Source organism: Bradyrhizobium sp. S69 (genome assembly GCF_009766005.1).
GTDB lineage: Bacteria > Pseudomonadota > Alphaproteobacteria > Rhizobiales > Xanthobacteraceae > Bradyrhizobium.
Genome location: NZ_LMUK01000058.1, coordinates 56,119 through 79,882, shown reverse-complemented (window position 1 = coordinate 79,882; position 23,764 = coordinate 56,119). Strand labels below are relative to the sequence as shown.

General features: G+C 60.9%; 19 protein-coding genes. 11 read left to right on the top strand and 8 right to left on the bottom strand.

The annotated features are described in order from the left end of the window. Positions 1 to 31 precede the first annotated feature (31 nt). The 3 genes from GSQ88_RS31185 to GSQ88_RS31175 all read right to left on the bottom strand — a co-directional run bounded on the left by GSQ88_RS31185 (position 32) and on the right by GSQ88_RS31175 (position 4,287). Positions 32 to 460 carry a GlcG/HbpS family heme-binding protein gene (locus GSQ88_RS31185; protein ID WP_159011841.1) on the bottom strand — a complete coding sequence of 143 codons (429 nt, stop codon included), beginning with the start codon at positions 458 to 460 and terminating at the stop codon, positions 32 to 34. Then, positions 453 to 3,464, bottom strand: coding sequence for an FAD-binding and (Fe-S)-binding domain-containing protein (locus GSQ88_RS31180; protein WP_159011839.1), 3,012 nt, complete (start codon positions 3,462 to 3,464; stop codon positions 453 to 455). The genes GSQ88_RS31185 and GSQ88_RS31180 overlap by 8 nt, the downstream gene beginning before the upstream one ends. A gap of 97 nt (positions 3,465 to 3,561) precedes the next feature. Then, entirely contained in the window at positions 3,562 to 4,287 is a 726-nt protein-coding gene (locus GSQ88_RS31175) for a GntR family transcriptional regulator (RefSeq protein WP_174248164.1), read from the bottom strand. 184 nt (positions 4,288 to 4,471) lie between these two features. Here GSQ88_RS31175 and GSQ88_RS31170 point away from each other — a divergent pair, with 184 nt between their 5' ends. From GSQ88_RS31170 to GSQ88_RS31150, 5 genes are all read left to right on the top strand, one after another. After that, complete coding sequence (locus GSQ88_RS31170; RefSeq protein ID WP_159011835.1) at positions 4,472 to 5,680, top strand: pyridoxal-phosphate-dependent aminotransferase family protein; 1,209 nt, start codon at positions 4,472 to 4,474, stop codon at positions 5,678 to 5,680. A 122-nt stretch (positions 5,681 to 5,802) separates the two neighbouring features. Beyond that, positions 5,803 to 7,086 carry an MFS transporter gene (locus GSQ88_RS31165; protein ID WP_159011833.1) on the top strand — a complete coding sequence of 428 codons (1,284 nt, stop codon included), beginning with the start codon at positions 5,803 to 5,805 and terminating at the stop codon, positions 7,084 to 7,086. A 149-nt stretch (positions 7,087 to 7,235) separates the two neighbouring features. Further along, positions 7,236 to 7,691 (top strand): glycosyltransferase, encoded by a 456-nt coding sequence (locus tag GSQ88_RS31160; protein WP_159011862.1) that lies wholly within the window; start codon positions 7,236 to 7,238, stop codon positions 7,689 to 7,691. 243 nt (positions 7,692 to 7,934) lie between these two features. Beyond that, a complete protein-coding gene (locus GSQ88_RS31155) occupies positions 7,935 to 9,134 on the top strand; it encodes a pyridoxal-phosphate-dependent aminotransferase family protein (RefSeq protein WP_159011831.1) in 1,200 nt (399 codons plus the stop codon). 40 nt (positions 9,135 to 9,174) lie between these two features. Beyond that, entirely contained in the window at positions 9,175 to 9,972 is a 798-nt protein-coding gene (locus GSQ88_RS31150; RefSeq protein ID WP_159011829.1) for an enoyl-CoA hydratase/isomerase family protein, read from the top strand. Between the two features lie 73 nt (positions 9,973 to 10,045). Here GSQ88_RS31150 and GSQ88_RS31145 read toward each other — a convergent pair whose 3' ends face one another. Continuing rightward, the gene (locus tag GSQ88_RS31145) at positions 10,046 to 10,861 is read right to left on the bottom strand and encodes an AraC family transcriptional regulator (protein WP_159011827.1); all 816 of its coding nucleotides are present in this window, start codon (positions 10,859 to 10,861) and stop codon (positions 10,046 to 10,048) included. Positions 10,862 to 10,930: 69 nt separating this feature from the next. On the opposite strand from GSQ88_RS31145, the gene GSQ88_RS31140 reads away from it, so the two are divergent. Together GSQ88_RS31140 and GSQ88_RS31135 are read left to right on the top strand one after the other, a co-directional pair. Beyond that, the gene (locus GSQ88_RS31140; protein ID WP_159011825.1) at positions 10,931 to 11,356 is read left to right on the top strand and encodes a cupin domain-containing protein; all 426 of its coding nucleotides are present in this window, start codon (positions 10,931 to 10,933) and stop codon (positions 11,354 to 11,356) included. A gap of 155 nt (positions 11,357 to 11,511) precedes the next feature. Beyond that, positions 11,512 to 12,795, top strand: coding sequence for an MFS transporter (locus tag GSQ88_RS31135; RefSeq protein ID WP_159011823.1), 1,284 nt, complete (start codon positions 11,512 to 11,514; stop codon positions 12,793 to 12,795). Positions 12,796 to 12,922: 127 nt separating this feature from the next. On the opposite strand, the gene GSQ88_RS31130 is transcribed toward GSQ88_RS31135, so the two are convergent. Then, complete coding sequence (locus GSQ88_RS31130; RefSeq protein WP_159011821.1) at positions 12,923 to 14,389, bottom strand: diguanylate cyclase domain-containing protein; 1,467 nt, start codon at positions 14,387 to 14,389, stop codon at positions 12,923 to 12,925. A gap of 576 nt (positions 14,390 to 14,965) precedes the next feature. Here GSQ88_RS31130 and GSQ88_RS31125 point away from each other — a divergent pair. From GSQ88_RS31125 to GSQ88_RS31110, 4 genes are all read left to right on the top strand, one after another. Continuing rightward, positions 14,966 to 15,943, top strand: coding sequence for a tripartite tricarboxylate transporter substrate binding protein (locus tag GSQ88_RS31125; RefSeq protein WP_174248163.1), 978 nt, complete (start codon positions 14,966 to 14,968; stop codon positions 15,941 to 15,943). A gap of 66 nt (positions 15,944 to 16,009) precedes the next feature. Further along, positions 16,010 to 16,234 carry a hypothetical protein gene (locus tag GSQ88_RS31120; protein WP_159011813.1) on the top strand — a complete coding sequence of 75 codons (225 nt, stop codon included), beginning with the start codon at positions 16,010 to 16,012 and terminating at the stop codon, positions 16,232 to 16,234. Between the two features lie 128 nt (positions 16,235 to 16,362). Continuing rightward, a complete protein-coding gene (locus GSQ88_RS31115) occupies positions 16,363 to 17,655 on the top strand; it encodes an MFS transporter (RefSeq protein ID WP_159011811.1) in 1,293 nt (430 codons plus the stop codon). A gap of 114 nt (positions 17,656 to 17,769) precedes the next feature. Then, the gene (locus GSQ88_RS31110) at positions 17,770 to 18,711 is read left to right on the top strand and encodes an alpha/beta fold hydrolase (protein ID WP_159011809.1); all 942 of its coding nucleotides are present in this window, start codon (positions 17,770 to 17,772) and stop codon (positions 18,709 to 18,711) included. 78 nt (positions 18,712 to 18,789) lie between these two features. Here GSQ88_RS31110 and GSQ88_RS31105 read toward each other — a convergent pair whose 3' ends face one another. The 3 genes from GSQ88_RS31105 to GSQ88_RS31095 form a co-directional block, all read right to left on the bottom strand. Next, positions 18,790 to 19,047 carry an acyl carrier protein gene (locus GSQ88_RS31105; protein WP_159011808.1) on the bottom strand — a complete coding sequence of 86 codons (258 nt, stop codon included), beginning with the start codon at positions 19,045 to 19,047 and terminating at the stop codon, positions 18,790 to 18,792. Continuing rightward, a complete protein-coding gene (locus tag GSQ88_RS31100) occupies positions 19,038 to 20,573 on the bottom strand; it encodes a hypothetical protein (RefSeq protein ID WP_246785154.1) in 1,536 nt (511 codons plus the stop codon). The genes GSQ88_RS31105 and GSQ88_RS31100 overlap by 10 nt, the downstream gene beginning before the upstream one ends. Positions 20,574 to 20,636: 63 nt before the next feature. Beyond that, positions 20,637 to 23,738 (bottom strand): amino acid adenylation domain-containing protein, encoded by a 3,102-nt coding sequence (locus GSQ88_RS31095; RefSeq protein WP_159011806.1) that lies wholly within the window; start codon positions 23,736 to 23,738, stop codon positions 20,637 to 20,639. Between the last annotated feature and the right edge of the window lie 26 nt (positions 23,739 to 23,764).

Here is a 23,764-nt window from a genome sequence, read left to right as displayed (position 1 = left end):
TTCATCAGGATGACGGCGGATAAGATGCTAACTATCCTGGATTCGCTTTCAATCCGGCCGCCTCGATGCCGGCGATAGCGCAAATCTCGTCGTTGTCGGAGGTATCGCCGCTGACGCCGACCGCGCCGAGCAGACCGCTGCCGTCCTGAATCAACACGCCGCCGGGCACAGGCACGAGACGTCCCTGCGCCAGCGTATTTACCGCGCTGACGAAATAAGCCTGCTCATGCGCGCGCTCGAACAGCGCCCGCGAGCCCATGCCCATGGCCAGCGCGCCGTAGGCCTTGCCGTGGGCGATCTCGGCCCGTATCAGGCTGGTGCCGTCCTGCGCTGCCGTGACCTTCACGCAGCCGCGCGCATCGAGCACGGTGATGACGAGTGGTTTTAGTTTCTTCTCGATGCCTTTGGCGAGCGCGGCATCGAGGATCTTGCGGGCGATGTCGAGGGTCAGTTCAGCCATGAGCGGGTTCCTTTGCATGTGATGAGGGAGAGGGGAGGTTGCGCGCGCTGTCGAGGCTCATTGCCAGCACGCGGGCGACGTGGAGGGCGCCGCGTCCGGCGCCGTCCTTGATCTGATGCCGGCACGAGGTGCCGTCGGCGACAATCAGCGCCGCGGCGTCCGCGCGCCGCACCGCCGGCAGTAGCGACAGTTCGGCCATCTGCATCGAGGTGTCGTAGGTCTCAGCACTGTAGCCGAACGCGCCCGCCATGCCGCAACAACTGGACTCGATGGTCTCGACCTTCAAATCGGGCACCAGCCGCAGGATCTTCTCGACCGGCTTGAACGCGCCAAAGGATTTCTGGTGGCAGTGGCCGTGCACCAGGGCTTTTTCGGCGATCGGGCCGAGCGGCAGCGCGAGCCGGCCGGCTTCAGCCTCACGCACCAAAAACTCCTCGAACAGCAACGCGTGCGCGCTGATGTTTTTCGCGGTGTCGTCCGAGCGCAGCGACAGCAGCTCGTCTCGCAGGGTCAGCAGGCAGCTTGGCTCGAGGCCGACAATCGGCACGCCGCGCGCGGCAAACGGCGCATAGGTCTCAACCAGCCGCTCGAGCTCCGCACGGGCGTTATCGATCAGGCCCGCCGAGAGGAAGGTACGTCCGCAGCACAACGGACGGCCGCGATCCGCGGGCTTCGGAAGGTGGACGCGGTATCCCCCTTCGACCAGCACGCGCAGCGCGGCGTCGAGATTTTCGCGTTCATAGGCGCGATTGAAGGTGTCGGCAAACAACACGACTTCGCTGCCGTCGGCTGGTCCGACGGAATCGGCGTCAGAAGTGAATACATCGCGCCGGAATTCAGGCAGCGCGCGCCTGGCGCTGATGCCGGCGAATTTCTCGAACAACGCGCGCAACAGCGGGCTTCGATTGCGCCAATTGGCGAGCGGGGCGAGGCGGGACGCGAGCGCGGCATAATGCGGGAGATAACCGACCAGCCGATCGCGTAAGGAGAGCCCGTGTTTTTCGGCGCGCGCGGCCAGCACTTCGATCTTCATCTTGGCCATGTCGACGCCGGTCGGGCATTCATGACGGCAGGCCTTGCAGGACACGCAAAGTTTTAGGGTATCCATCATCTCGTCGGCGGACAGCGCGTCCGGTCCCAACTGTCCGGAGATCGCCAGCCGCAGCGTATTGGCGCGGCCACGCGTTACGTCCTTTTCGTTGCGGGTGGCGCGATAGGATGGGCACATCACGCCGCCTTCGAGCTTGCGGCAGGCGCCGTTGTTGTTGCACATCTCGACCGCGCCCTGGAAACCGCCACCGCTACCGGGATAGGCCGACCAGTCGAGCCGGGTTTTCAACTCGGCGACGTGGTAATCCGGCTGGTAGCGAAACAGTTCGCGGTCGTCCATTTTCGGCGGATCGACGATCTTGCCGGGATTGAGCAGATTTTCGGGATCAAAGCGGTGCTTCACCTCCCTGAAATCGCCGGTGATGCGGGCGCCGAACATCGCCTCGTGAAACTCCGAGCGCACCAGGCCATCGCCATGTTCGCCGGAATGCGAACCCTTGTATTCGCGCACCATCTCGAAGGTCTCTTCGGCGATGGCGCGCATCGCATTGACGTCCTTTTCGAGCCTGAGATTCAGTACAGGCCGGACATGCAGGCAGCCCTCGGAGGCATGCGCATACATGGTGCCGCTGGTGCCGTGCTTGGCGAAGATGGCGCCGAGCCGCTCGGTATAGTCGGCCAGATGCGGCAATGGCACCGCGCAGTCCTCGACGAACGAGACCGGCTTGCCTTGCTGCTTCATCGACATCATTACGTTGAGGCCGGAGGTGCGGAAATCCGATATCGCGGTCTGGGTCGCGGGCTCGACCACATCGACCACGCCGCCCCATTTGCGCTGCGGGTTATTCCAGCCGAAGCCGAGATCCGCCATCAGTTCGGAAAGCAATTTCAGCTTCCGCAGATTGTCGGTCAGATCCTCTTCGGCAAATTCGACGATCAATAGCGCGTCGGGATCGGCCCGCACGGTGGCATCGATCACCGGCCGGAACATCGCGATATCGCGACCGAGCGCGATCATGGTGCGATCGACCAGCTCCACCGCGATCGGGCGAAGTTTGACGAGGTGCTGGGCAGCATCCATCGCCTCATAGAAGCTGCCGAAATGGCAGACACCCTGCACCTTGTTGCGGATCAGCGGCCACAGCTTCAATTCAACCCGCGTGGTGAAGGCCAGCGTACCTTCCGAGCCCACCAGCAGATGCGCCATGTTGTTGGCGGCGTTACGCGGCACCAGTGCGTCGAGATTATAGCCGCCGACGCGGCGCTGCACTTTCGGAAACCGCTCGGCGATTTCCACCGCCTCGCGCTCGCCGAGCGCGAGCATATCGCGAAACAGGTTACGTCCCGTGTCGTTCAGGTTCAGGTTTGCCAGATTGCGCGGCACCTCGCCGAAATGCAGCCGCGTGCCGTCCGCCAAGGCGGCGTCCATCGCGATCGTGTTGTCGCGCATGGTGCCGTAGCGCAGCGAGCGTCCGCCGCAGGAATTATTGCCGGCCATGCCGCCGATAGTGGCGCGCGACGCGGTGGAGACGTCGACCGGAAACCACAGGCCGTGCGGTTTGAGCTGCCGGTTGAGATCGTCGAGCACGATCCCGGGTTCGACCACGCAGGTCCGGTTGTCGACGTCCAGCGAGATGATGCGGTTCAGATGCTTGGAGAAATCGATGACGATGCCGTCGTTGACGGTCTGGCCGCATTGCGAGGTGCCGCCGCCGCGCGGGGTGACGATGCGGCCCTGGTCGCGGCAGATCGCCAGCGCCCGCAACGCCTCCTCGACGGTCCTGGGCACCACCACGCCCGCCGGCATGATCTGGTAGAACGAGGCGTCGGTGGCATAGCGGCCGCGGTTGAAGGAATCGAAGTAGACCTCGCCGGTGATTTCGCGGGCGAGCCGGTCTTTCAGGGTCGTCAGGCCGTCGCTGGAGGCCTGCCGTTGGCCGCTACCGTCTTGCATCGCTGGCTCAACCTTCGAACGCGTGAGAAATGCGTCCTATTTTGGATCGTTACATATTTTGAATGCAAAATTCTAGCCTGACCTAGGGCTGGATTCCTCAAGCCGGCTCGGATGCGGCCGGCTCGACAACCTTCAGATGCTCGACGGCGGCGGTCCGCTTGTTGCGCAGGTGAACGAACAGGATGTCGCTGAGTTCGCTGCCGGCGCGGCGGCGCAGCGCATCCAGGATGGTCTCATGCTCGCGCATCGCTTCGCCCCATCGCTCGCGCTTGCGGGCAAAATTCGCGGAGTAACGCACCCGCCGCAGTCGTCCGGCCAAATTGGCGTAAGTGCTCTGCAACGCGGCGTTGCGCGAGGCTTCGACGATCTTCTGGTGGATCAACTGGTTGACGCGAAAATAGCCGTGCATGTCGCGGTGCAGATAAAAGCCGTACATCTCGTAATGCAGCCGCTCGATCTCGGCGATTTCAGTATCAGTGATGTTTTCGCAGGCGAGGCGCCCGGCGAGCCCTTCGAGCCCGCCCATGATGTCGAATAACTCGCCGAGGTCCTGCGCGCTCAACTGACGCACCCGGGCGCCGCGGTTCGGCAGTAATTCGACCAATCCTTCCGATGCCAAAACCTTCAGGGCTTCGCGCAACGGCGTGCGCGAGATGCCCAGCATCTCGCATAACTGGCGCTCGGGGACCCTTCCGCCGTCAGGAATGTTGCCCTCGACGATGTGGTCGCGCAGCCGGGTCAGGATCTCGTCGTGCAGCGAGACGTCCTCGCGGCCGGAAGCCGGCTCGGCAACGGCTGTCGCGGCGGTTTCGCTGGGAATCATCGGCTTCATGGGCGGAACATAAACGTTGAAGGCGGGATCGTCGATCAAAAAATGTACGCAAGTTTTGACTTGATACCAAAGAAATTGAATGCAAAAATGCGTGGTCTGGGATTATCCGGCAGGGAACGCCAGGGAAATCCCTCACGAATTCAAGGCAATCCAGGGAATAGAAGGTTAGCAAGCCATGACGCAGCATCAGGGACGCCATTTTTTGCAGATTCCCGGCCCCAGCCCGGTGCCGGATCGCGTGCTGCGCGCCATGGACATGCCGGTGATCGACCATCGCAGCGCCGAATTTGCCGCGCTCGGCAAGGCCGTGTTCGAGGGCTGCCAGAAGATCTTCCAGACCAAGGGCCCGGTGATCATTTTCCCGTCCTCGGGCACCGGCGCCTGGGAGGCCGCGATCGTCAATACGCTGTCGCCGGGCGACAAGGTGCTGATGGTCGAGACCGGCCATTTCGCCACGCTGTGGCGGCAGATGGCGGTGCGCTGGGGCATTGAGGTCGATTTCATGCCGGGCGACTGGCGCCATGGCGCCGACCCCGCCGCGATCGAGGAGAAGCTTGCGCAGGACAAGGCCCACGCCATCAAGGCCGTGATGGTGGTGCACAACGAGACGTCCACGGGCGTGGCCAGCCGGATCGGCGCGATCCGCGCCGCGATCGACAAGGTCGGCCATCCGGCACTGCTGCTGGTGGATACGATCTCCTCGCTCGGCTCGGTCGATTACCGGCACGACGAGTGGAAGGTCGACGTCACCGTCTCCTGCTCGCAAAAAGGCTTCATGCTGCCGCCGGGGCTCGGCTTCAACGCGATCTCCGAGAAGGCCCGCACCGCCGCCAAGACCAACAAGATGCCGCGCTCGTATTGGGACTGGGAAGAAATGATAAAGCCCAACGCCAACGGCTTCTTCCCCTACACGCCCGCCACCAATTTGCTGTACGGGCTGCGCGAGGCCATGGCGATGCTGCTGGAGGAGGGGCTGGAAGCGGTGTTCACCCGCCACAAGCGCCTTGCGGCCGCGACCCGCGCCGCTGTCAGCCATTGGGGCCTCGAGGTGCTGTGTCAGGAGCCGGCGGAATATTCGCCGGTGCTGACGGCGGTGCTGATGCCGCCGGGGCACGATGCCGACCAGTTCCGCAAAGTCGTGCTCGACAATTACAACATGTCGCTCGGCTCGGGCCTGAGCAAGTTGGCCGGCAAGGTATTCCGCATCGGTCATCTCGGGGAGTGCAACGCGCTGACCTTGATGGGGGCATTGTCCGGCGTCGAGATGGGGCTTGCGGCGGCCGGCGTGCCGCATCGCGCCGGCGGCGTCGATGCCGCGATGAAGTCGCTGGAAGAACCAAGCGGATCGAACACGCCGTCGCATCTGCAGGTGGTCAAGTCGTAAGGCACCGTCAGGGACTGTTCGGACGGCCGGCGCCACGGCGCCGACGCCGTTGCTCAGACAAACGAGATTTGCAGACAATAAAACTTGCAAACAATAAATAAAAACGGGTCCGGGAGTAGATGATGCGGCTTCGGTTCAAGGCCACCCACGTCGTGCTGGCGATGCTCTGCATCATGTATTTCATCACCTATATTGACCGGGTGAACATCTCGACGGCGGCCGGCGAGATCCAGAAGGAGTTGAAGCTGAGCAACACGCAGCTCGGCTTCGCCTTCTCCGCCTTCGCCTATCCTTATTTGCTGTTTCAGGTGATCGGCGGCTGGGTCGGCGATCGCTTCGGGCCGCGCAAGACCTTGTTCTGGTGCGGCATGATATGGGCCGCCTCGACCATCATGACCGGCTTCGTGAACAGCCTGTCGACGCTGTTCATCGCCCGCGTCGCGCTGGGCTTTGGCGAGGGCGCCACCTTTCCGACCGCGACCCGCGCCATGCAATACTGGACGCCCGCGGTGAAGCGCGGTTTCGCGCAGGGCCTGACCCACGCCTTTGCGCGGCTCGGCAACGCGATCACGCCGCCCTTGATCGCGGCCCTGATGGCCTGGCTGACCTGGCGCGGATCGTTCGTGGTGCTGGGCCTTGTCAGTCTGGTATGGGGCACGGTCTGGGCGCTGTATTTTCGCAACGAGCCCAAGGACCACCCGGATATCACCGAGGCTGAGCTGGCGTCGCTGCCGCCGCGCCCCCTCAATGCGCGGCCCCAGGTGCCGTGGGGGCCGCTGCTGCGCCGGATGTGGCCGGTCACGCTGACTTATTTTTGCTACGGCTGGAGCCTGTGGCTGTACCTGAATTGGCTGCCGCTGTTCTTCAAGAACAACTACAGCCTGGATATCAAGAATTCGGCGCTGTTCGCCTCGGGCGTGTTCTTTGCCGGCGTCATCGGCGACAGCCTGGGCGGAGTTCTGTCGGATCGGATCCTGAAGCGGACCGGCAACATCCGCCTGGCGCGGCTCAGTATCATCATTCTGGGCTTCGCCGGCGCCCTGCTGTCGCTGCTTCCGATCCTGTTCGTGCACGACATGACGATCGTCGCTCTGTGCCTGTCCAGCGGGTTTTTCTTCGCGGAGCTGGTGATCGGGCCGATCTGGTCGATACCGATGGACATCGCGCCGAAATATTCCGGGACCGCCGCGGGCCTGATGAACAGCGGTTCGGCGCTGGCCGCGATCGTCTCGCCGTTGGTCGCAGGCTACGTGATCGACGTCACCGGCAACTGGTATTTGCCGTTCCTGATGTCGATCGGGTTCCTGTTGCTCGGAGGCTTCTCCGCATTCCTGATGCACCCGCAAAAGCCGTTCGAGGAGGGCGATGGCGTTGCCTCGGGCGGCCGGCCAGTCACCGCGCGATAGGCGTCCAGCCGGCACCGGCCAGGTGCCGGGACACGTTAATCGAGCTCGCCTTGACTCCGGGGGGATCGCAATCTTACCCACCCGATCAAACGGTCACCCCGGCGGGTATTTTGGTGAATCCCTCTTCGTTGCCAGACATTTCAATCTTGATGCCCGCCTATAACGAGATCGGCAGCATCGCCGAGATTCTCGATGTGGTCCGGGCATCCTTGCCCGGCGTCTCCAAGGAAATCGTCGTCGTTGACGATGGTTCAAAGGATGGCACACGGGCCTGGCTCGCGGACAAGTTCAAGACGCTGGTCGGGCTGTCAGCCGACATCCTTAACGTCCCGACCGAGGCGCAGGCGCTGGAGCATGTCCGGCTCTACAAGCCCGATGTCTTCATACCCGCTCGTCATGATGGCGCGTTGACGGGCCACATGCCGCTGTGGCGGGCCACCGAACCGGTATTCCAGGCGCTCAAGGATGCCGATCCGGGCCTGGTGACGGGTTTCGCGCGGTTACCGCGAACCGGTCTGCTTCAACACCGAAATCAACATCGCGGGCGGCCGCAAGCGCTAGGTCTTGAGGACGGCGGCCGACCTAGTTTTGAGCCGGGCGTTTGAGCCAACCGGCTGGGAGGCGAGGGAGACCTCCTGGCGGGGAGCCCCTGATGGCCCCACCCCTCCTTGTTATGCATTGACGGTATCCTTCGGGCAGGGGACAAGCCCGCCGAATAGTGATATGCGAGCGGCTCGCGGGCGCGGGGTAGCGCGCCCCTATCTCCTCGCGAAGACCCACTAAACCAACGGCTTAACCAAACCAGAGACCTCAACAAAGCCAAAATTGCCCGGGAAGGACGACGCCAGATGACCTTGCACACTGGAAGGCATTTTCTCCAGATTCCAGGACCGACCAACGTGCCCGACCGGGTGCTGCGGGCCATGGACATGCCGACCCTCGATCATCGTGGTGCCGAATTCGCCGAGCTCGGTTACGCTGTGCTGGCGGGCATCCAGCGGATTTTCCGCACCAAGCAGCCGGTCATCATCTATCCCGCGTCGGGCACCGGCGCCTGGGAAGCCGCGATCGTCAACACGCTGTCGCCCGGCGACAAGGTGCTGATGGCCGAGACCGGCCAGTTCGCGGTGCTGTGGCGCGGCATTGCCGAAAAATTCAAGCTCGACGTCGAGTTCCTGCCGACCGACTGGCGTCGCGGTGCCGACATCGAAGCGATCGAGGCGAAACTCGCCGCCGACCGCCTGCACAAGATCAAGGCCGTGATGGTCGTGCATAACGAGACCTCGACCAGCTGCGTCACCCATCCGCTCGAAGTGCGCAAGGCGCTCAACCGCACCAACCACCCGGCGCTGTTGATGGTCGACACCATCTCGGGGCTGGCCTCGCTCGAATACGAACATGACGCCTGGGGCATCGATATCTCGGTCGGCGGTTCGCAAAAGGGCATGATGCTGCCGCCGGGGCTGAGCTTCAACGCGGTGTCGGAAAAGGCGCTGGCGGCTTCCAAGGCCAACGCCGGAATGCGGTCCTATTGGGACTGGCACGACATGATCGCGATCAACAAGCAGGGCACGTTCCCCTATACGCCGGCCACCAATCTTCTGTTCGCGTTGAAGGAAGCGATTGCGATGCTCGAGGAAGAAGGCCTCGACAACGTGTTCAAGCGGCATTTGCGTCACGGTGCTGCGACCCGCGCGGCGGCGAAGATTTGGGGCCTCGAGCTCGTCTGCCTCGATCCGCACAGCTATTCGCCGGCGCTGACCGCGGTGATGGTGCCGGACGGGCATGATGCGGATGGTTTCCGGAAAATCGTGCTGGAAAACTTCGACATGTCGCTCGGGACCGGTTTGGGCAATCTCAAGGGCAAGGCGTTCCGCATCGGCCATATCGGCCACTTCAACGATTTGATGCTGATGGGAACACTGGCCGGCGTCGAGATGGGCCTCGATCTCGCCAAGGTGCCGCATCGCTCTGGCGGCGTGCTGGCCGCGATGGAAGTGCTGAAAGGCCGCGACGTAGTGCCGATGCCGAAAGCCGCGGTGGCCTGAGTTAGTTCAAACCCTGTAACAACAACAGAAAGAGTGCGTCATGAACGCCCCGGTACAAGCCAACGAAGATCTGCTCTATTCCGTCGAAGACGGCATCGCCCGGATCACGTTCAACCGTCCGCAGGCGCGCAATGCGCTGACCTTTGCGATGTACGAGCAGATGGCCGCGATCTGCGAGACCGCCAACAACGATCGCTCGATCAAGGCGATGATCCTGACCGGCACCGGCGACAAGGCGTTCGCCTCGGGCACCGACATCTCGCAATTCCGTGCCTTCAAGTCGGCGCAGGACGCGCTCGACTATGAGGCCCGGATCGATCGGGTGCTCGGCGCCCTGGAAACCTGCCGGGTGCCGACGATCGCGGCGATCGCGGGCGCCTGCACCGGCGGCGGCGCCGGCATCGCGGCCTGCTGCGACATCCGCATCGGCACCGAAGCTGCCCGGATCGGCTTTCCGATCGCGCGCACGCTCGGCAATTGCCTGTCGATGTCCAACATCTCCCGGCTGGTCTCGCTGATCGGGCCGGCGCGCACCAAGGATCTGATCTTCAAGGCGCGGCTGGTGGAAGCCCCCGAAGCGCTGGCGCTCGGCCTGCTCAACGAGGTGGTGCCTGATGTCGCGACCTTGCAGCAGCGCGCCGACGAGACGGCGAAGCTCGTGGCCGGCCACGCGCCGATCACGCTCGAAGTCACCAAGGAAGCGGTGCGCCGCATCCGCCGCACGCTCTCGCGCGATGAGGGCGAGGATCTGATCCTGCGCGCCTATATGAGCGAGGATTTCCGCGAAGGCATGGACGCCTTCCTCAACAAGCGCGCGCCGAATTTTAAAGGCAAATAGCGCCCCCGGTGGCGACCGGCATTTTGTTGGCGGGCGTGAAGTTACGGGAAGCGCATCGGACCGCGGCATCGACTTAGCGGCGGATATCGGGACGAAGTTGTCTGGCCTGGCGAGGCGTTATTCCGAACAAGGTTCTAAAAGCGGCTCCGAAGGCTGGAATACTTTCAAAGCCAGCGATCGAGGCGGCTTTGGACGGCGGAGCGCCCATCGTCAGGGCGCTAAGAGCCTCCGTCAGGCGAGCCTGCTGCCGCCATTGCCGAAAGCTCAGCCCGGTTTCTGCCCGGAAGATGCGCGCTAAAGTGCGGCTCGATGCGTTGGCGACGTCGCCCCATTCCTCCATGCTCCGGTTGTCGTTCGGACGATCTCTGATCGCCGAAACGACGCGCCGAAGACGTGCGTCATGGGGCAGCGGCAAACCGAGCGGGAGCGGCGTGGCTCTGGCAATCTCATCGAGCGATAATTCTGCCAGATGATAGCCGCGTCCTTTGGGTGCCCATTCGACCGGTTCAGCGCAGGCCGCGATAATAACCTCGCGAAGCAGCGCCGAGACGGCGATGACCTTCGGCTGAAGCCCGACACGGCTCGCGGCATCCTCTCGCAGGAACAACTCCCGCATGGCCACCGGCCCGTCCATCTTCACCGCGTGCCGAGCATCCGCCGGAAGAAACAACGCGGTCGTTGGAGGTACCACGTAGTTTGAGTTCTGCGTCTCTACGCGCATGACACCTGAGATCGCATAGAGCAGTTGCGCTCGGGGGTGGCTGTGCGATCCCGAAGAAAAGCCCGATGGATAATCGCAAGCGAAGCCGACGATCGGCCGTGGTGCGGTCTCGAACGGCAAAATCTCAGCTCGTCTGGTTGGCGACAGAAATTGGCCGATCGTTTCCATGCGACGAGCATAAAGTCACTACGGCCCCTTTCAAGGGGGGTGAACGTGAAAAATCCAAAGGAAGCTACAATGAGTGAAGGTCTTTTTCAGAAGATCGGATACGTGAAGGCAGAGCAATTGGTGGACGGTCCGCTCACGCCCGGCCAGAACCGGAAGAAAGCTCTTGAGGTAGGTGACCTGTGGGTTGGTCAATGCCACGTCACGGCGCTCGACGCCCCTAGTCAATGGCACCACCATCAGGAATTCGACAGCGTGATGTTTATGCTTTCCGGCCGCATTCGCGTTGATTTTGGTGAAAACGGCAAAGATTCATTTGAGATCGGTCAAGGCGACTATGCCTATTTTCCGCGGCGCGCGATCCATCGTTGCGAGATACTCGAAGGCGGAAACGATGTGCACTACGTTTTCGTTCGGGTCGGCGCAGGGGAGACCGTTGTCAACGTTGATGGTCCAGGGACATTCGCTCCGGAAGCAAAGAAGCTCGTCGCCGTCTGATTTCCCAATCTTTCAAGCGGGAATTCCATCCTAACCCCCGAGGATCGAGCGAAGCGGCCGGCGATGTCGGCCGCCCCTCGACACCTCTTTATTGCAACGGGACGTCGGCACATCGTCGCGTGAGGCGCGGATGTGCGGCCCCGAGGGAGAGTTCAATGGCCGACGTCGCAATCGCCTTTCCTGACAAATACGAACGCGCTACGTCCGCGCGCAGCACCATCATTGCCGCGACTTTGGGAAACGTCTTCGAGTGTTTCGATCTTTATATTTACGGCATCATGGCGGCTACGATTGCCAGGCTGTATTTCCCGTCTGCCAACGAAACCGCGTCGATGCTGCTTTTTCTCGGTACCTTCGGCATCACCTTCTGCATGAGGCCTCTCGGCGCCATCTATCTTGGCAATCTCGGAGACAAGATCGGCCGAAAAAAAGTGATGAGCCTTTCCTTGATCCTGATGACGATCGGAATGCTGATCATCGCGCTGGTACCGACTTACGCTAAAATTGGTTTGGCTGCCCCCGTCCTCATCGTCGCTGGCAGGGCGTTGCAGGGTTTTTCAGCGGGCGGCGAGTTCGGAAGCGCCACCGCACTTCTGGCCGAACATAATCCCGACCGGCGCGGCTTTATCGCGAGCTGGCAGACCGCGACCCAGGGTCTCGCCATGATGTCTGCCTCGGCTTTTGGTGCTTTTCTCACGTGGTCATTGAGTCCGGAGCAATTCGACATCTGGGGATGGCGTTTGCCGTTTATTTTCGGCGCCCTGTTGGGACCTGTGGGTGTCTACATTCGGCGCGCCACCGGTGAATCGGCGGAATTTTCGGCGATGTCTCCGGTAAAACAACCGATGCTGGAAATGATCCGGCTGGAGAAGACCCGCGTCCTCATCGCGGCCTGCCTCATTATCCTGGCAACCATCACAATCTGGATGTCTGTTTTCATGCCGACCTACGCGGTGCGGCAGTTCAAGGTCGATGCAACCGCTGCCTTTATCGGGACGGTCGTTACCGGCGGCGTCATATTCATCCTGTCGCCGTTCATCGGGATGTTGTCGGATTTCATCGGAAGAACTCCTACGATGATAATCAGCGCCGCTGCGACGCTCGTACTGGCGCATCCTGCATTCGCGGCGTTACAGCACTCGCCCACATTCGCCACGCTCGTCACCATTCAGTTCGTCCTCGGGGTATTTATCGCGCTCTATTTCGCTCCATTACCGGCGCTCATGGCCGAAATATTCCCGGCTCCCATGCGTACCAGCGGTCTTTCGCTCAGCTACAATCTTGGCGTAACAGTCTTCGGTGGATTTGCACCCTTTGTTCTGACCGGTCTCGGAGCGGCGACCGGCGATCCGCTTTCTCCCAGCTACTATGTAATATTCGGCGCGGTGATCAGCGGTTTGGCGATCTGGGGCGCACGCAGCAGGCTCGCACTGCGCTGATGCGAACCGAGAGGGACGGGGAAATGCATCGTGTAGAAACGGCGACGATTGGATATTTTAGTGCACTGGCACCGTCATCGTGAGCCTGAAATAACCGGCGGGCTTGCGGAGCTTGCGCGGCGGTGTTTTAGGCGGCGCCTGTTCCGCGCCGGTCCCGGTTCGCCTGCAGGTAATACAAACGCTTGGCGTGGAGCATCTTCATGTCGGCACGTTTGACGACCTGTTCGAGCCGGTCGCCGGGCCGGCTGGTGGCGATCCCGGTCGAGATGCTCAGTATCAGGTCGGGATGATACTGGTTGTTGAGCTCGAGGAGTTCCGCGAGCGAAGCGAGAACGGCTTCGCCGCCGGCGGCATTGGTGCCAGGCAGCAGCACCGCGAACTCGTCGCCGCCGATACGCGAGACCGAGGCCGGCTTCTCGACCAGCGAACCGAACACCTCGCCCGCCCGGCGCAGCAGCGCGTCGCCGACGCCGTGGCCGAGTTCGTCGTTCGCGGTCTTCAGTCCGTTGAGGTCGGCGATGATGATGGTGACTGGCTTCGGCCCCTTGCGTTCGAGCCGATTGAGTTCGTCGACATAGAACGAGCGATTGAGGGTGCGCGTCAGCACGTCATGGGTGCCGAGATATTCGAGGTAGGCTTCCGCCTTCTTGCGGGCGGTGATGTCGGTCAGCGCGATCTGCACCAGCGACCAGTCGCGTTCGTGGTTGGGCAGCACCGAGAATTGCAGCAGCAGATGCAGCTTGGTGCCGTCGAGCGCATAGTTCACCACCTCGCGCTGCTGGAACAGCTTGCCGTCCCAGAGGTCGATGAGCTGCTCGCGAAAATGCGGCTCCATCTCGTCGCGGAACACGGCGGACAGGTTGTGCAACAACGTCTCTTTATCGGCCGCGCCGAACAGTTCGAGCGTCCGGCTGTTGACGTCGAGGACGCGGATTTCGCTCATGCAGCGCGGGACGAATTCCTCATGCACATCGGTGAAGACGCGGAAGTCCTCGACGCCGCGGGCGCGCACGTCGTCCATCAGCCGTTTCACGGCGCTGAAATCTTCCACCCACAGCGAGACCGGTGAATGGGCGAACAGGCCGAAGGCGTAGTTCTCGCTGTCCATGAGGCGGCGCCGGGCGCCTTCGCGCGCGCTAACGTCCTCGATCGCGATCATGACGCGATCCCAGCTCTGTTCGTGACCGGGAAGCACCGTGCCGCTGAGCTGGATATCGAGACGCTCGCCGGTCAGCGTATAGTTGACCGTGTGGCTGGAGAAGCTGGTTTGCCCATTCCAAAGCTGGGCAAGTTCCTCGACATGGCTCTTGAAGGTATCGTCGCGCATCACCTGGCCGAGATTGGCCATCAGATGGGCGAGATCGCGGGCGCCGAACAGCGAGAGGGTCTTGCGGTTGACCTTGAGGACGCGGATGCGCTTCGAGCACTGCCGGACATGATCGGGGTCGGCGGCGAGGAACGCCTTGATGTCGTCGACGCCTTCCGCGCGCCATTGCTCGAACAACGCCCGAACCGCGCTGTAGTCCTCGATCCAGAGCGAGACTGGCGCGAGGTCGAACATTTTAGCCCCATCGTCGGGATCGGTGGCGGACATTGAAAACCGGGACGAAATGACGGAATTGGGTGTCGCTCCAGCTTTAGACACAACTCCTTAACAATGTCTCAGTCTGCCACTGCGGCGCCGCGTGCCTTTACGCGAACAATTTATGAGGCCGTCCAGGTTGTTGGAGAACCTTCGGAATTCCGAAGAGGAAATCTGGGCTATGGTGGCTGCATGAAAATAAAGCAAATGATCGCTGTCATTATCATGCTGGCCGGAGCGGCGTGCTTCTGGCTCGAAAGCGCAGACAGGTCTCAGGCGGACTGGAAGATCGACGCTCTCGGAATACTCCTTGTTCTGTTCGGGCTGTGGGTTGGGAAGTTCAATTTTAAGAGACCCAAATGAGAAGTGGCGAAAGTTCCGGCCTAGCTCGGGCGCATTGCGCCGCCGGGGCGTTGGCGCGCGTCTGGGGTCGCAAAATCATTCGAAAGTCATAGGCACTGCGGCTGGAGTCGGTCGGAAGTCGCCTGTATAAGCCAGTCGCGTGCACCAAGCGCCGCCGGCAACCGCCGGCCTGATGAAGACAGAAGCCTCATCAAGACCAAAGGGAAGAAACCTGTGCGAGAGATCATGAAGGCAACGGCCGCGCTGACGATCATGCTGGCCGGCGCGCCGGCGCTCGCGGCCGGCTGGGAACCGACCAAGCCGGTTGAGATTGTGGTCGCGGCCGGCGCCGGCGGCGCCTCCGACCAGATGGCGCGCATGATGCAGGCCGCCATCCAGAAGAACAATCTGATGAAGGCGCCGATGGTGGTGTCGCTGAAGGGCGGGGCATCCGGCGCCGAAGCGCTGATGTACATGAAGTCGAGCGAAGGCGATGCCAATAAGGTGCTGATCGCCTATTCGCTGATCTACATGCTGCCGCTCTCGGCCAAGATCCCGTTCGACTGGCATGAGCTGACGCCGGTGTCGGTGGTGGCGCTCGATCAGTTCGTGCTGTGGGACAATGCGTCGGGCCCGGACACCGTCAAGGGCTTTGTCGACGCGGCGAAGGCAGCCTCATCGCCGTTCAAGATGGGCGGTACCGGCTCGAAGCGCGAGGATCACGTGCTCACGATGTTCATCGAGCAGAAGACCGGCGCCAAGTTCTCCTATCTGCCCTATAAGTCGGGCGGCGAGGCGGCGACGCAACTGGTCGGCAATCACACCGAGTCCAACGTCAACAACCCTTCCGAGAATCTCGAAGTCTGGCGCGCCGGCCAGGTCCGCCCGCTCTGCGTGTTCGACAAGGAACGGATTTCCTACAAGACCAAAGTGACCGAGACCCAGTCCTGGAACGATATTCCGACCTGCAAGGAAGCCGGCCTCGACGTGCAATATCTGATGCTGCGCGCGATGTTCCTGCCCGGCAAGGTGACGCCGGAGCAGCAGGCCTTCTATGTCGACCTGTTCCAGAAGGTGACGCAGACGCCGGAATACAAGGACTACATGGAGAAGCAGGCGCTCAAGCCGATCTTCCTGACCGGCAAGGATATGCTGCAATTCCTCGAGGAAGATGACGCGCTCAACAAGCAGCTGATGACGGAAGCAGGCTTTGTCGCGAAGTAGTTGCTGGGCGCGCATGCCATGAATTCCAGGGATGAAAGGCCATTCAACAGGTCGCGGCGCAATGTCATGCGCAGCGTTGCCGGCGGCGTTTCCGCCGGGCTGTTGCTCCGGATCGCGCCAGCGGACGCGTCGGAAAAAATGACGAGGGCGCAGGCTGAATATCAGGACGCGCCCAACGGCATCTATAGCTGCGGCTTGTGCACGCTGTTCGAACGGCCGAACGCCTGCAAGGTGGTCGAAGGCGAGGTCAGCAAGGACGGCTGGTGCAAGGCTTTCGAACTGGCGGATTGAGTTAAGAGCAAGCGCTATGCCCCGGGCGGATGCCTCGGTCCCGTTTACGACGGGTGCCTCGCCGCGCGATCCGTCCTAGGTCTCTGTCCAAGCAAAAACGCCCAAAATACCCCGACGGAGGAAAGACCATGGCCGAGATCGTCACTGGAGCACGCGCGCCGTCGGTTGCGGATGTCGGCGCCGCTTCGCCGGCCAAGATATTCTGGGCGACATGGTTCGGCTGGATGCTCGATGGCTTCGACTCCTCGATGTACGGCTACATCCTGGTGGGAGCGCTGACCGAGCTGTTGCCGGCGAGCGGGATCGAAGCGAGCCGCGCCAATATCGGCCTGTACGGCGGCCTGCTGTTCTCGATCTTCATGCTGGGCTGGGCCTGTTCGATGGTGTGGGGCTGGGCGGCGGATCGCTACGGACGCGTCCGGATCATGTGCTGGACGGTGCTGGTCTATTCGATGTTCACCGCATTGTGCGGCCTGTCGACCGGCGTCGTGATGTTCGCCCTGTTTCGGTTCGTCGCCGGCTTCGGCATCGGCGGCGAATGGGCGGCGGGCACGCCGCTGCTGCATGAATCGGTGCCCGAAAACACCCGCGTCCGGCTGGCCGGCTGGCTGCATACCGCAACCCCGACCGGGTTGTTCCTGGCGGCGCTGGTCACGCTGGGCGCGGGAAGCCTGCTCGGCTGGCGCGGCATGTTTTTCCTCGGCATTCTGCCCGCACTTCTGATCTTCTATCTGCGCCGCAACATTCCCGAGCCCAAACGCGCCGGATCTGCTGACAAAGCCAAGCCCTTTTCCGCGTTGTTTGCCAAGGGGCAGGCCCAGACCACCTGGGCGGCGGCGCTGATGATGGCCTGCATCATCTTCGGCCTGTGGTCGTCGAATTTCTGGGCTCCGACGGTCATCATCACCAAGCTCGTCGCGGCCGGCGCCACGGCGGCCCATGCGCAGCAGATGGGCGCGGTGGCGGGCTTGATCACCAGTGTCGGTACCCTGACCGGATGCCTGCTGGTGCCCTCGATCACCGGGTGGCTCGGCAGCCGGCGCTGGACCGCGGCCTTGTTCTTCGTGGGGGCGTTGCTGTCGGTGCTCGCGAGTTACGAAGTCGCCATCGCGCTTCTGGATAATCTCACGCTCTTCTTCATCCTGCTGCCGGTGCTTGGATTCTTCACCAACGGCGTGTTCGGACTGTTCACGATCTGGTTGCCGGAGATGTTTCCGTCGGCGCTGCGCGGGGCCGGTTCGGGCTTTGCGTTCAGCTTCGGGCGCGTGCTCGGCGCGGCCGGTCCAACCCTGATCGGCGCGCTCGCGGCGATGACCGGAAGTTACCCGCTCGCGATCTCGCTGTTGTCGCTGATCTACCTCGTCGGCCTGCCGTTCATCGCGCTGGCGCCGGAAACCGCCAACCAGCCGCTCGCGAAGTAAGGCTCGTTTCTTGCAGGAATCGGCAGAGTGTCTTCCGGTTCCGCCATCTACCGGAGAATCATGAAAGGAGCGAAATGCCCCAGCGGGCATACCGGGACGTGATGGAGAATGATAATGAAACAAGTAGTGTTGGCAGCCATGATGGGCCTGTCCGGTATCGCAGGCGCGGGAGCGCAGCCTTTGACGTCAATCTCGGCAACGACGAGCTATCACACCGTTGAGGTCGATGGTGTGAACCTGTTTTACCGCGAGGCCGGACCCAAGGACGCGCCGGCCTTGCTGCTGCTGCACGGCTTTCCGTCGTCGTCGCGGATGTTCGAAACGCTGATTCCGCTGCTTGCCGATCGCTATCACATCATCGCGCCCGACTATCCAGGCTTTGGACTGAGCGACGCGCCACAGCCTTCGCAATACGCCTATACGTTCGACCATATCGCAACGTCGTTCGATCATTTGACCGAGGCGCTGGGGCTGAAGAGCTATAGCCTCTATCTTCAGGATTACGGCGGCCCGGTTGGTTTCCGGCTGGCGCTGGCGCATCCCGACCGCGTCAAGGCGTTCATCATGCAGAACGCGGTGGCGAGCGAGGACGGCCTTGGGCCGGCATGGGACGAACGCAGGGCCTACTGGCGCGATCGCGCCGCCAACGAGCAAAAGGTGATCTCGAATTTCCTGTCGTTAGCGACCACCAAGCTGCGTCACGTCGGCCATAGCCCGAACGTCGATCGTTACGATCCCAATGCCTGGATCGATGAATTTGCGCATCTGTCGCAGCCTGGGCAATTCCAGATCCAGGCGGATCTGTTCTTCGATTATCAGACCAACGTGACCTCCTACCCGAAATGGCAGGAATGGATGCGCCAGCATCAGCCGCCGATGCTGGTGATGTGGGGTAAATACGACCCGTCATTCGCGGTCGGTGGCGCGCCGGCCTATCAGCGCGACGTGCCGAAGGCCGAGGTGCATATGCTGGACGCCGGACATTTCGCGCTCGACGAAAAGCTCGATGAGATCGCGGCACTGATCCGCGAGTTCCTCGCGCGGCAGCCATTGTGAGGCGGCGGCACTCGATCAGAGCCGGTTGAGCTCTCGGGCGTATCCAACGGCCTCAAGGCCGTTGGTAGTTCCGTGCCGCTATGTCTTGACCAATTGTCGATCTATCAAAGCGATGATCGCCGCGGTCGAATCCAGCAGCGTCAAATCAAAATTAATATCGGAGAAGTTGATCCCGTAATCCGTTTCAAGGGTCATGATGAGCTCAACCGCATCGAGTGAATCCAGTCGGCCGGTCGTGAAAAGCAGGTCTTGATCGTTGAGCGGAGCAAGGTCGCCCTTCATCCTGAGCCGTTGTATGAGGCAGTTGTGTATTTGCGATCGAACTTTCAGATCCATTTGTCTATTCCCACCAGGTACGAGAGGAAACCAGCTCGCTGCCCGATCGAATGAACGCGATCGAGGGGAGCGTCGAAAACATGTAGAATACAGAAGAACAGCGTGACCCACAGGCACGGCAGCGCCCGGCCGCGCAGGAATCCCTTGCTTTGCTCGCGATCCTGAACACGCATCTGCGATACGCCTACGCCGATTGCGAGCAGAACCGTATAAAATGCGTGTGATGCTTCACCTGACAAGGCATTCCACCAGCCCAGCTCCGCGACAAAATGGATATCGCGGATGAAGTGAAATAATAGATTGCCAACACACGCGGCCATAAACGTCGCAAAAAACATGCGCAGCTTTCGGTTGCTGCGGAAGCAACGCAGAAAGACCGGATAGAAGAAATGATCGACCAATAGCTCCTTGTAGTAAAAGTAATACCGATTCCAGAACTGGGCGAGCGTCTTTGACTCCAACGGCCTGTAAGTATTGCGCAACAGGCGAAAGCCCGCCATGCGGGCGCAAACGACGATTGATCCGCCCCAGATGGTCATGGTGAGCACGTCTTCGATGAAATACGCCACCAGGCTTGCCCAGCACAGGTCTCGCGGATAATTTGCACCCGCGAGGTAGGCGGCGAACGTGTCGTCGAACATGGGTAAAGCAAAAAATCCGTGGATTAGCCTGCTGAAGCCATCGAGGCAGATGGCAAGAATGAGAATCCAGCAAGCAAGCTTTACTCCCTTGAGTTGGGTTATTGCGAGTTCGGTCGGTGTCTTCGCATCAAATTTCTCGAGATATGTAAGTCCTTTCCCGAATGGGGTTAAGGTCGAACCCCAGAAGGGATGGAAGACACCCAGATGTTGCCAGAACGGCCGCCGCTTCAAATTGCCGACATCGGTCAGGGCATAAGCGACAAACCACAAATACGGCAACAAGGTCGCAATAAACGACCAGAGCAGGACGCGGGTCAGGCCTTGGGCTATCGGCGATTGCGCCAGGATGACCAGGCCGACGAAAGCCGAGATCAAGCAAGCCGTCGAGTGGCGGAAGGCCGGAATCGTCGCAATTCTTGGCCAGACAATCAACAGCGATGAGAACAAGAGCAACACCAACGCCACGCTTCCGAACAACAACGCGGGTTGGTTGATCTGCGTTGTAAGGCCCTCTTGTTCGGTCACGCGGTGCAACAGGTCAACGTCGACCAAGAAGCCATTTTTGTAAAGCAGCAGCAGCGTTGCCAGCGATATCAGATAGCGGCGAAATTTTTGTGCATAGGCGCATGCGATGGCCAGCGGGGCAACGGAAATATCCACCCTAAAAAAATTGAGCGCCATGGCAAGCGCGGTCAGAATGACGAGGAAGGCGATACGGCCCAGCGGCTGCTGGGCGTACGCGATGATTTTTTCATTCTTGTCGATTTGAGGGATGATGCGCCACGAAGCCCTAGAATCCCGTAACGGCTGCGCGGAGCCACGAGGGTCAGCGGGGGGCGCATAGGCTTGTGTCACATCGGATGTCGCGCCAACGATGGTGCTCATGTGTGGGGGCCGTCACATGTGTGCGGGAGGTCCTGCGGCCTCGGCGAAGCGCTGCAAGGCATATCAAGACGCCTTTGCCAAAACATTGGATTGCTGGAGCAGTGCTGCGACCGCCCGCCGATCCGCTTTGCCATTGCTGTTTGTAGGAATATCATCGAGCCAGGTAAAATGGCTGGGCACCATATAGGCTGGGAGATGTTTGTTGCAGTGCGCGAACAGATCGGCATCGCCAAGCCTGGTGCCCGAATATGCCACTACCAAACGGCTTGATCCGTTGCTGTCGCGGTTCACGATCGCGAGCGCTCGCACCACACCCGGGATTAACGCCACGGCATGATCGATTTCTTCCAACTCCACGCGATAGCCACGCAGCTTGACTTGATTATCGGCGCGCCCTCGAAATCGAAGTAATCCGCTCTGCTGATCCAGCGTTACGAGATCCCCGGTCCGGTACAAGATAGAGCGATATCCATCAACCAACGGATCTTGCTGGAACCGCTTTGCGGTTTCTTCTGGGTTATTGACATAGCCCAGCCCCACACACGGCCCACCCAGCCATAATTCACCAACGTCACCCGGGGCCACAGGCTTCAACTCGTCGTCCAGGATCCGGTGACTGAAGTTCGGATTGAGCCGGCCCAAGGGGGCGAAGCCTTCGGTGCTTTCCAAAGCGGAATCGGTAATTACAAAACCACTGCAGATGCAGCTCGTCTCCGTCGGGCCATAGCAGTTGATGAGCTGCGCCGTTCCGGAAAAGGCGTTGAAAAAGCGACGCAGCCTGACAATCGGAAAGCCCTCGCCCCCAAACATGAAGCGGGTCACACCCGCCAATTTGTCAGCTGTCAGCAAATGCATCGAGTCGAGAAACATGAAAAGCGTCGGCACGGCGAAGAAAAATGTGCACTTATTTCTTGTTATCTCGGCGATCAGTTCGGCCGGTGGCTGTCCTTTCGCATCGAGCGCGACCACCGCGGCTCCATTGAGGAGCCCCGCATAGATGTCGAATACCGAATTATCGAAGTAGATGGGATTGACGTTGGTCAGGCGGTCCTTGGAACTGATGCCGAGATGGCTGGCTGCCCAATCAACCAGATGGAGAACGCCTTGATGTGGAATCGCCGCGCCTTTTGGCTCTCCCGTCGAGCCGGACGTAAACATGACATAGGCTGGGTCGGTACCCGTGATCCACTCTGTTTCCAACAGGTTGGTGTCGGCCAGCCGGTCAATTTCGCTGCGGAGATCGTCACGCTGATTGCCTTCACCAATGATAACGCGGTTTCCGGTGCCGCCGTTGATGCTGATGATGATGACCGGCTTGCAGCGGTCTATCATCAGCCTGCTCCGCTCGGTCGGAGCCGCAGGATCTAAGAATGTGTAGGGCGCACCGAGCTTGATGCACGCGAGTGCAAGCGCATAGGCCTCGATGATTTTCGGCAGCTCGAGACACACGACCTGGCCGCGGCTCACTCCACGTCCAGTAAGCCAGCGGGCGAACCGGTTGGCCAATCTGTTCAGCGTTTGGAAATCGTAGTGTACCCCCTTGCATATTAAGGCGGCCGCGGCCGGCGACAAAGCGGCCACCTGCTGAAACTTCAACGCGAGATTATGCGCAGAATTTGACGCTGCGGAACCAGGGGGCGAAGCATCGGATGTTGTGATTTGGCCGAGGGGCAGTTCAGTTACCGCAAGCACGGCCGCGGGCATCCTTGCCTCGGGGAGCCGGTCACTCAATCTCAAAAACAGCTCCAGTCCCAATTGCTGTTTGAAAGCCACTTCCAATGGATCCGTCGCCAAGACGCGCCGATGAGGAAGTGGCACGATGTTTTCTTGTCGTTGGTGTGCGGGCTCACTGGGTGAAAGACCGCGCGCGACGAGCGTCACATCAAATTGTCCGTCCGCCGAACCAGGTCGCCAGCCAACCCGCACATCGACCGGCAACGTGTCGGACGGTCTCAAGAAATCGTCGGGATCGATGCCAGAATCGATCTCTGGCCTCGTCGATCGTCTTATATCTTCAACCAACTCCCGGTCGTCCGCCGACCAGAGCCGTTGCACGCTTGCGATGTCGCTTGCCAGCCGCCGATTTGGAATATCCTTGATGATGGCAGATGCGAGCCGCTGCGCCTCAAATCGTGATACGAGTTCCGCAGCGGCTAGGCCATCGGACAGCAACTCGACCTCTGGCGGGGACGCGGCAGATGTCGCCTCGCCGACGTGAAGTACCACGTCGTAGCGATAGCGCGTCAGCTCGTTATGATATTTTCCCTTCTTCAGCAGTATTTCCACGCCTGTGATCCGGGGCATGGAGCTGGAAAGGTTCAGGAAGTACTGTGGGTCGATCGCCAATTCTCTATCTTGCTCGACCGATAGCGTGACTCTCCGTTTCATCCATCGGGCGCTCGCTTTTGGCGGGGCCTTGGACAGTTGAACCGCCCCGTGAAACAATGGAAGCAAACCGAGATGCCGTACGTCACCGACGAATATGCGGCCGCCTGAACTCACGACCCGCGCAGCTTCGTCGAGGACGTTGCTGAGATAATCGATGTCCGGGAAATATTGGACAACCGAGTTGATCACGACCGTGTCAACGGAGCTCGGTGTCTGCGCATCCATCTTTGTCGCTTCGCACTCAAACAGCTTGACATGACTGAGCTCAGGCTTGGACGCAACGAACTCACGCAATCGGCCAACGGCGACCCGCGATAGATCCGTTCCATGATAGACGCTGCACTTGGCAGCCAGCTCCTGCACCAGCAAACCGACGCCGCAACCGATCTCCAGTAGTTTCCGAGGCTGGAGCGACATGATTCGTTCGACCGTGCAGTCGAGCCATTCTCGCATCTCGGTCTCGGGAAGCGGTTTGTTGGTGTAGCTGTTGGTCCAGCCCACGAATGAGGGAGAATAATTGTCCGGCCTGGAATAGACTTGATCGAATGTCCTTTTCCACTGGGCGACCCGTTTGTCCCGATCCGCCAGGTAAATTCGGGTCTTGGCTTCTTTCATGCGATCCGCGTGCGGCACGACATAAGCCACGGGATAGCTATGACCGTCCGGCCCTTCTTCGTGCGTCATCAAAGCCTCGACGACATCCGGGTGCTCGAGCAGAAGCGTTTCGACTTCGCTTCGTGCGGATGAAGGACTTGTGATCGCTTCGGAATTGGACACGGGCTGGCGCCTCGGAGTGGGAATGC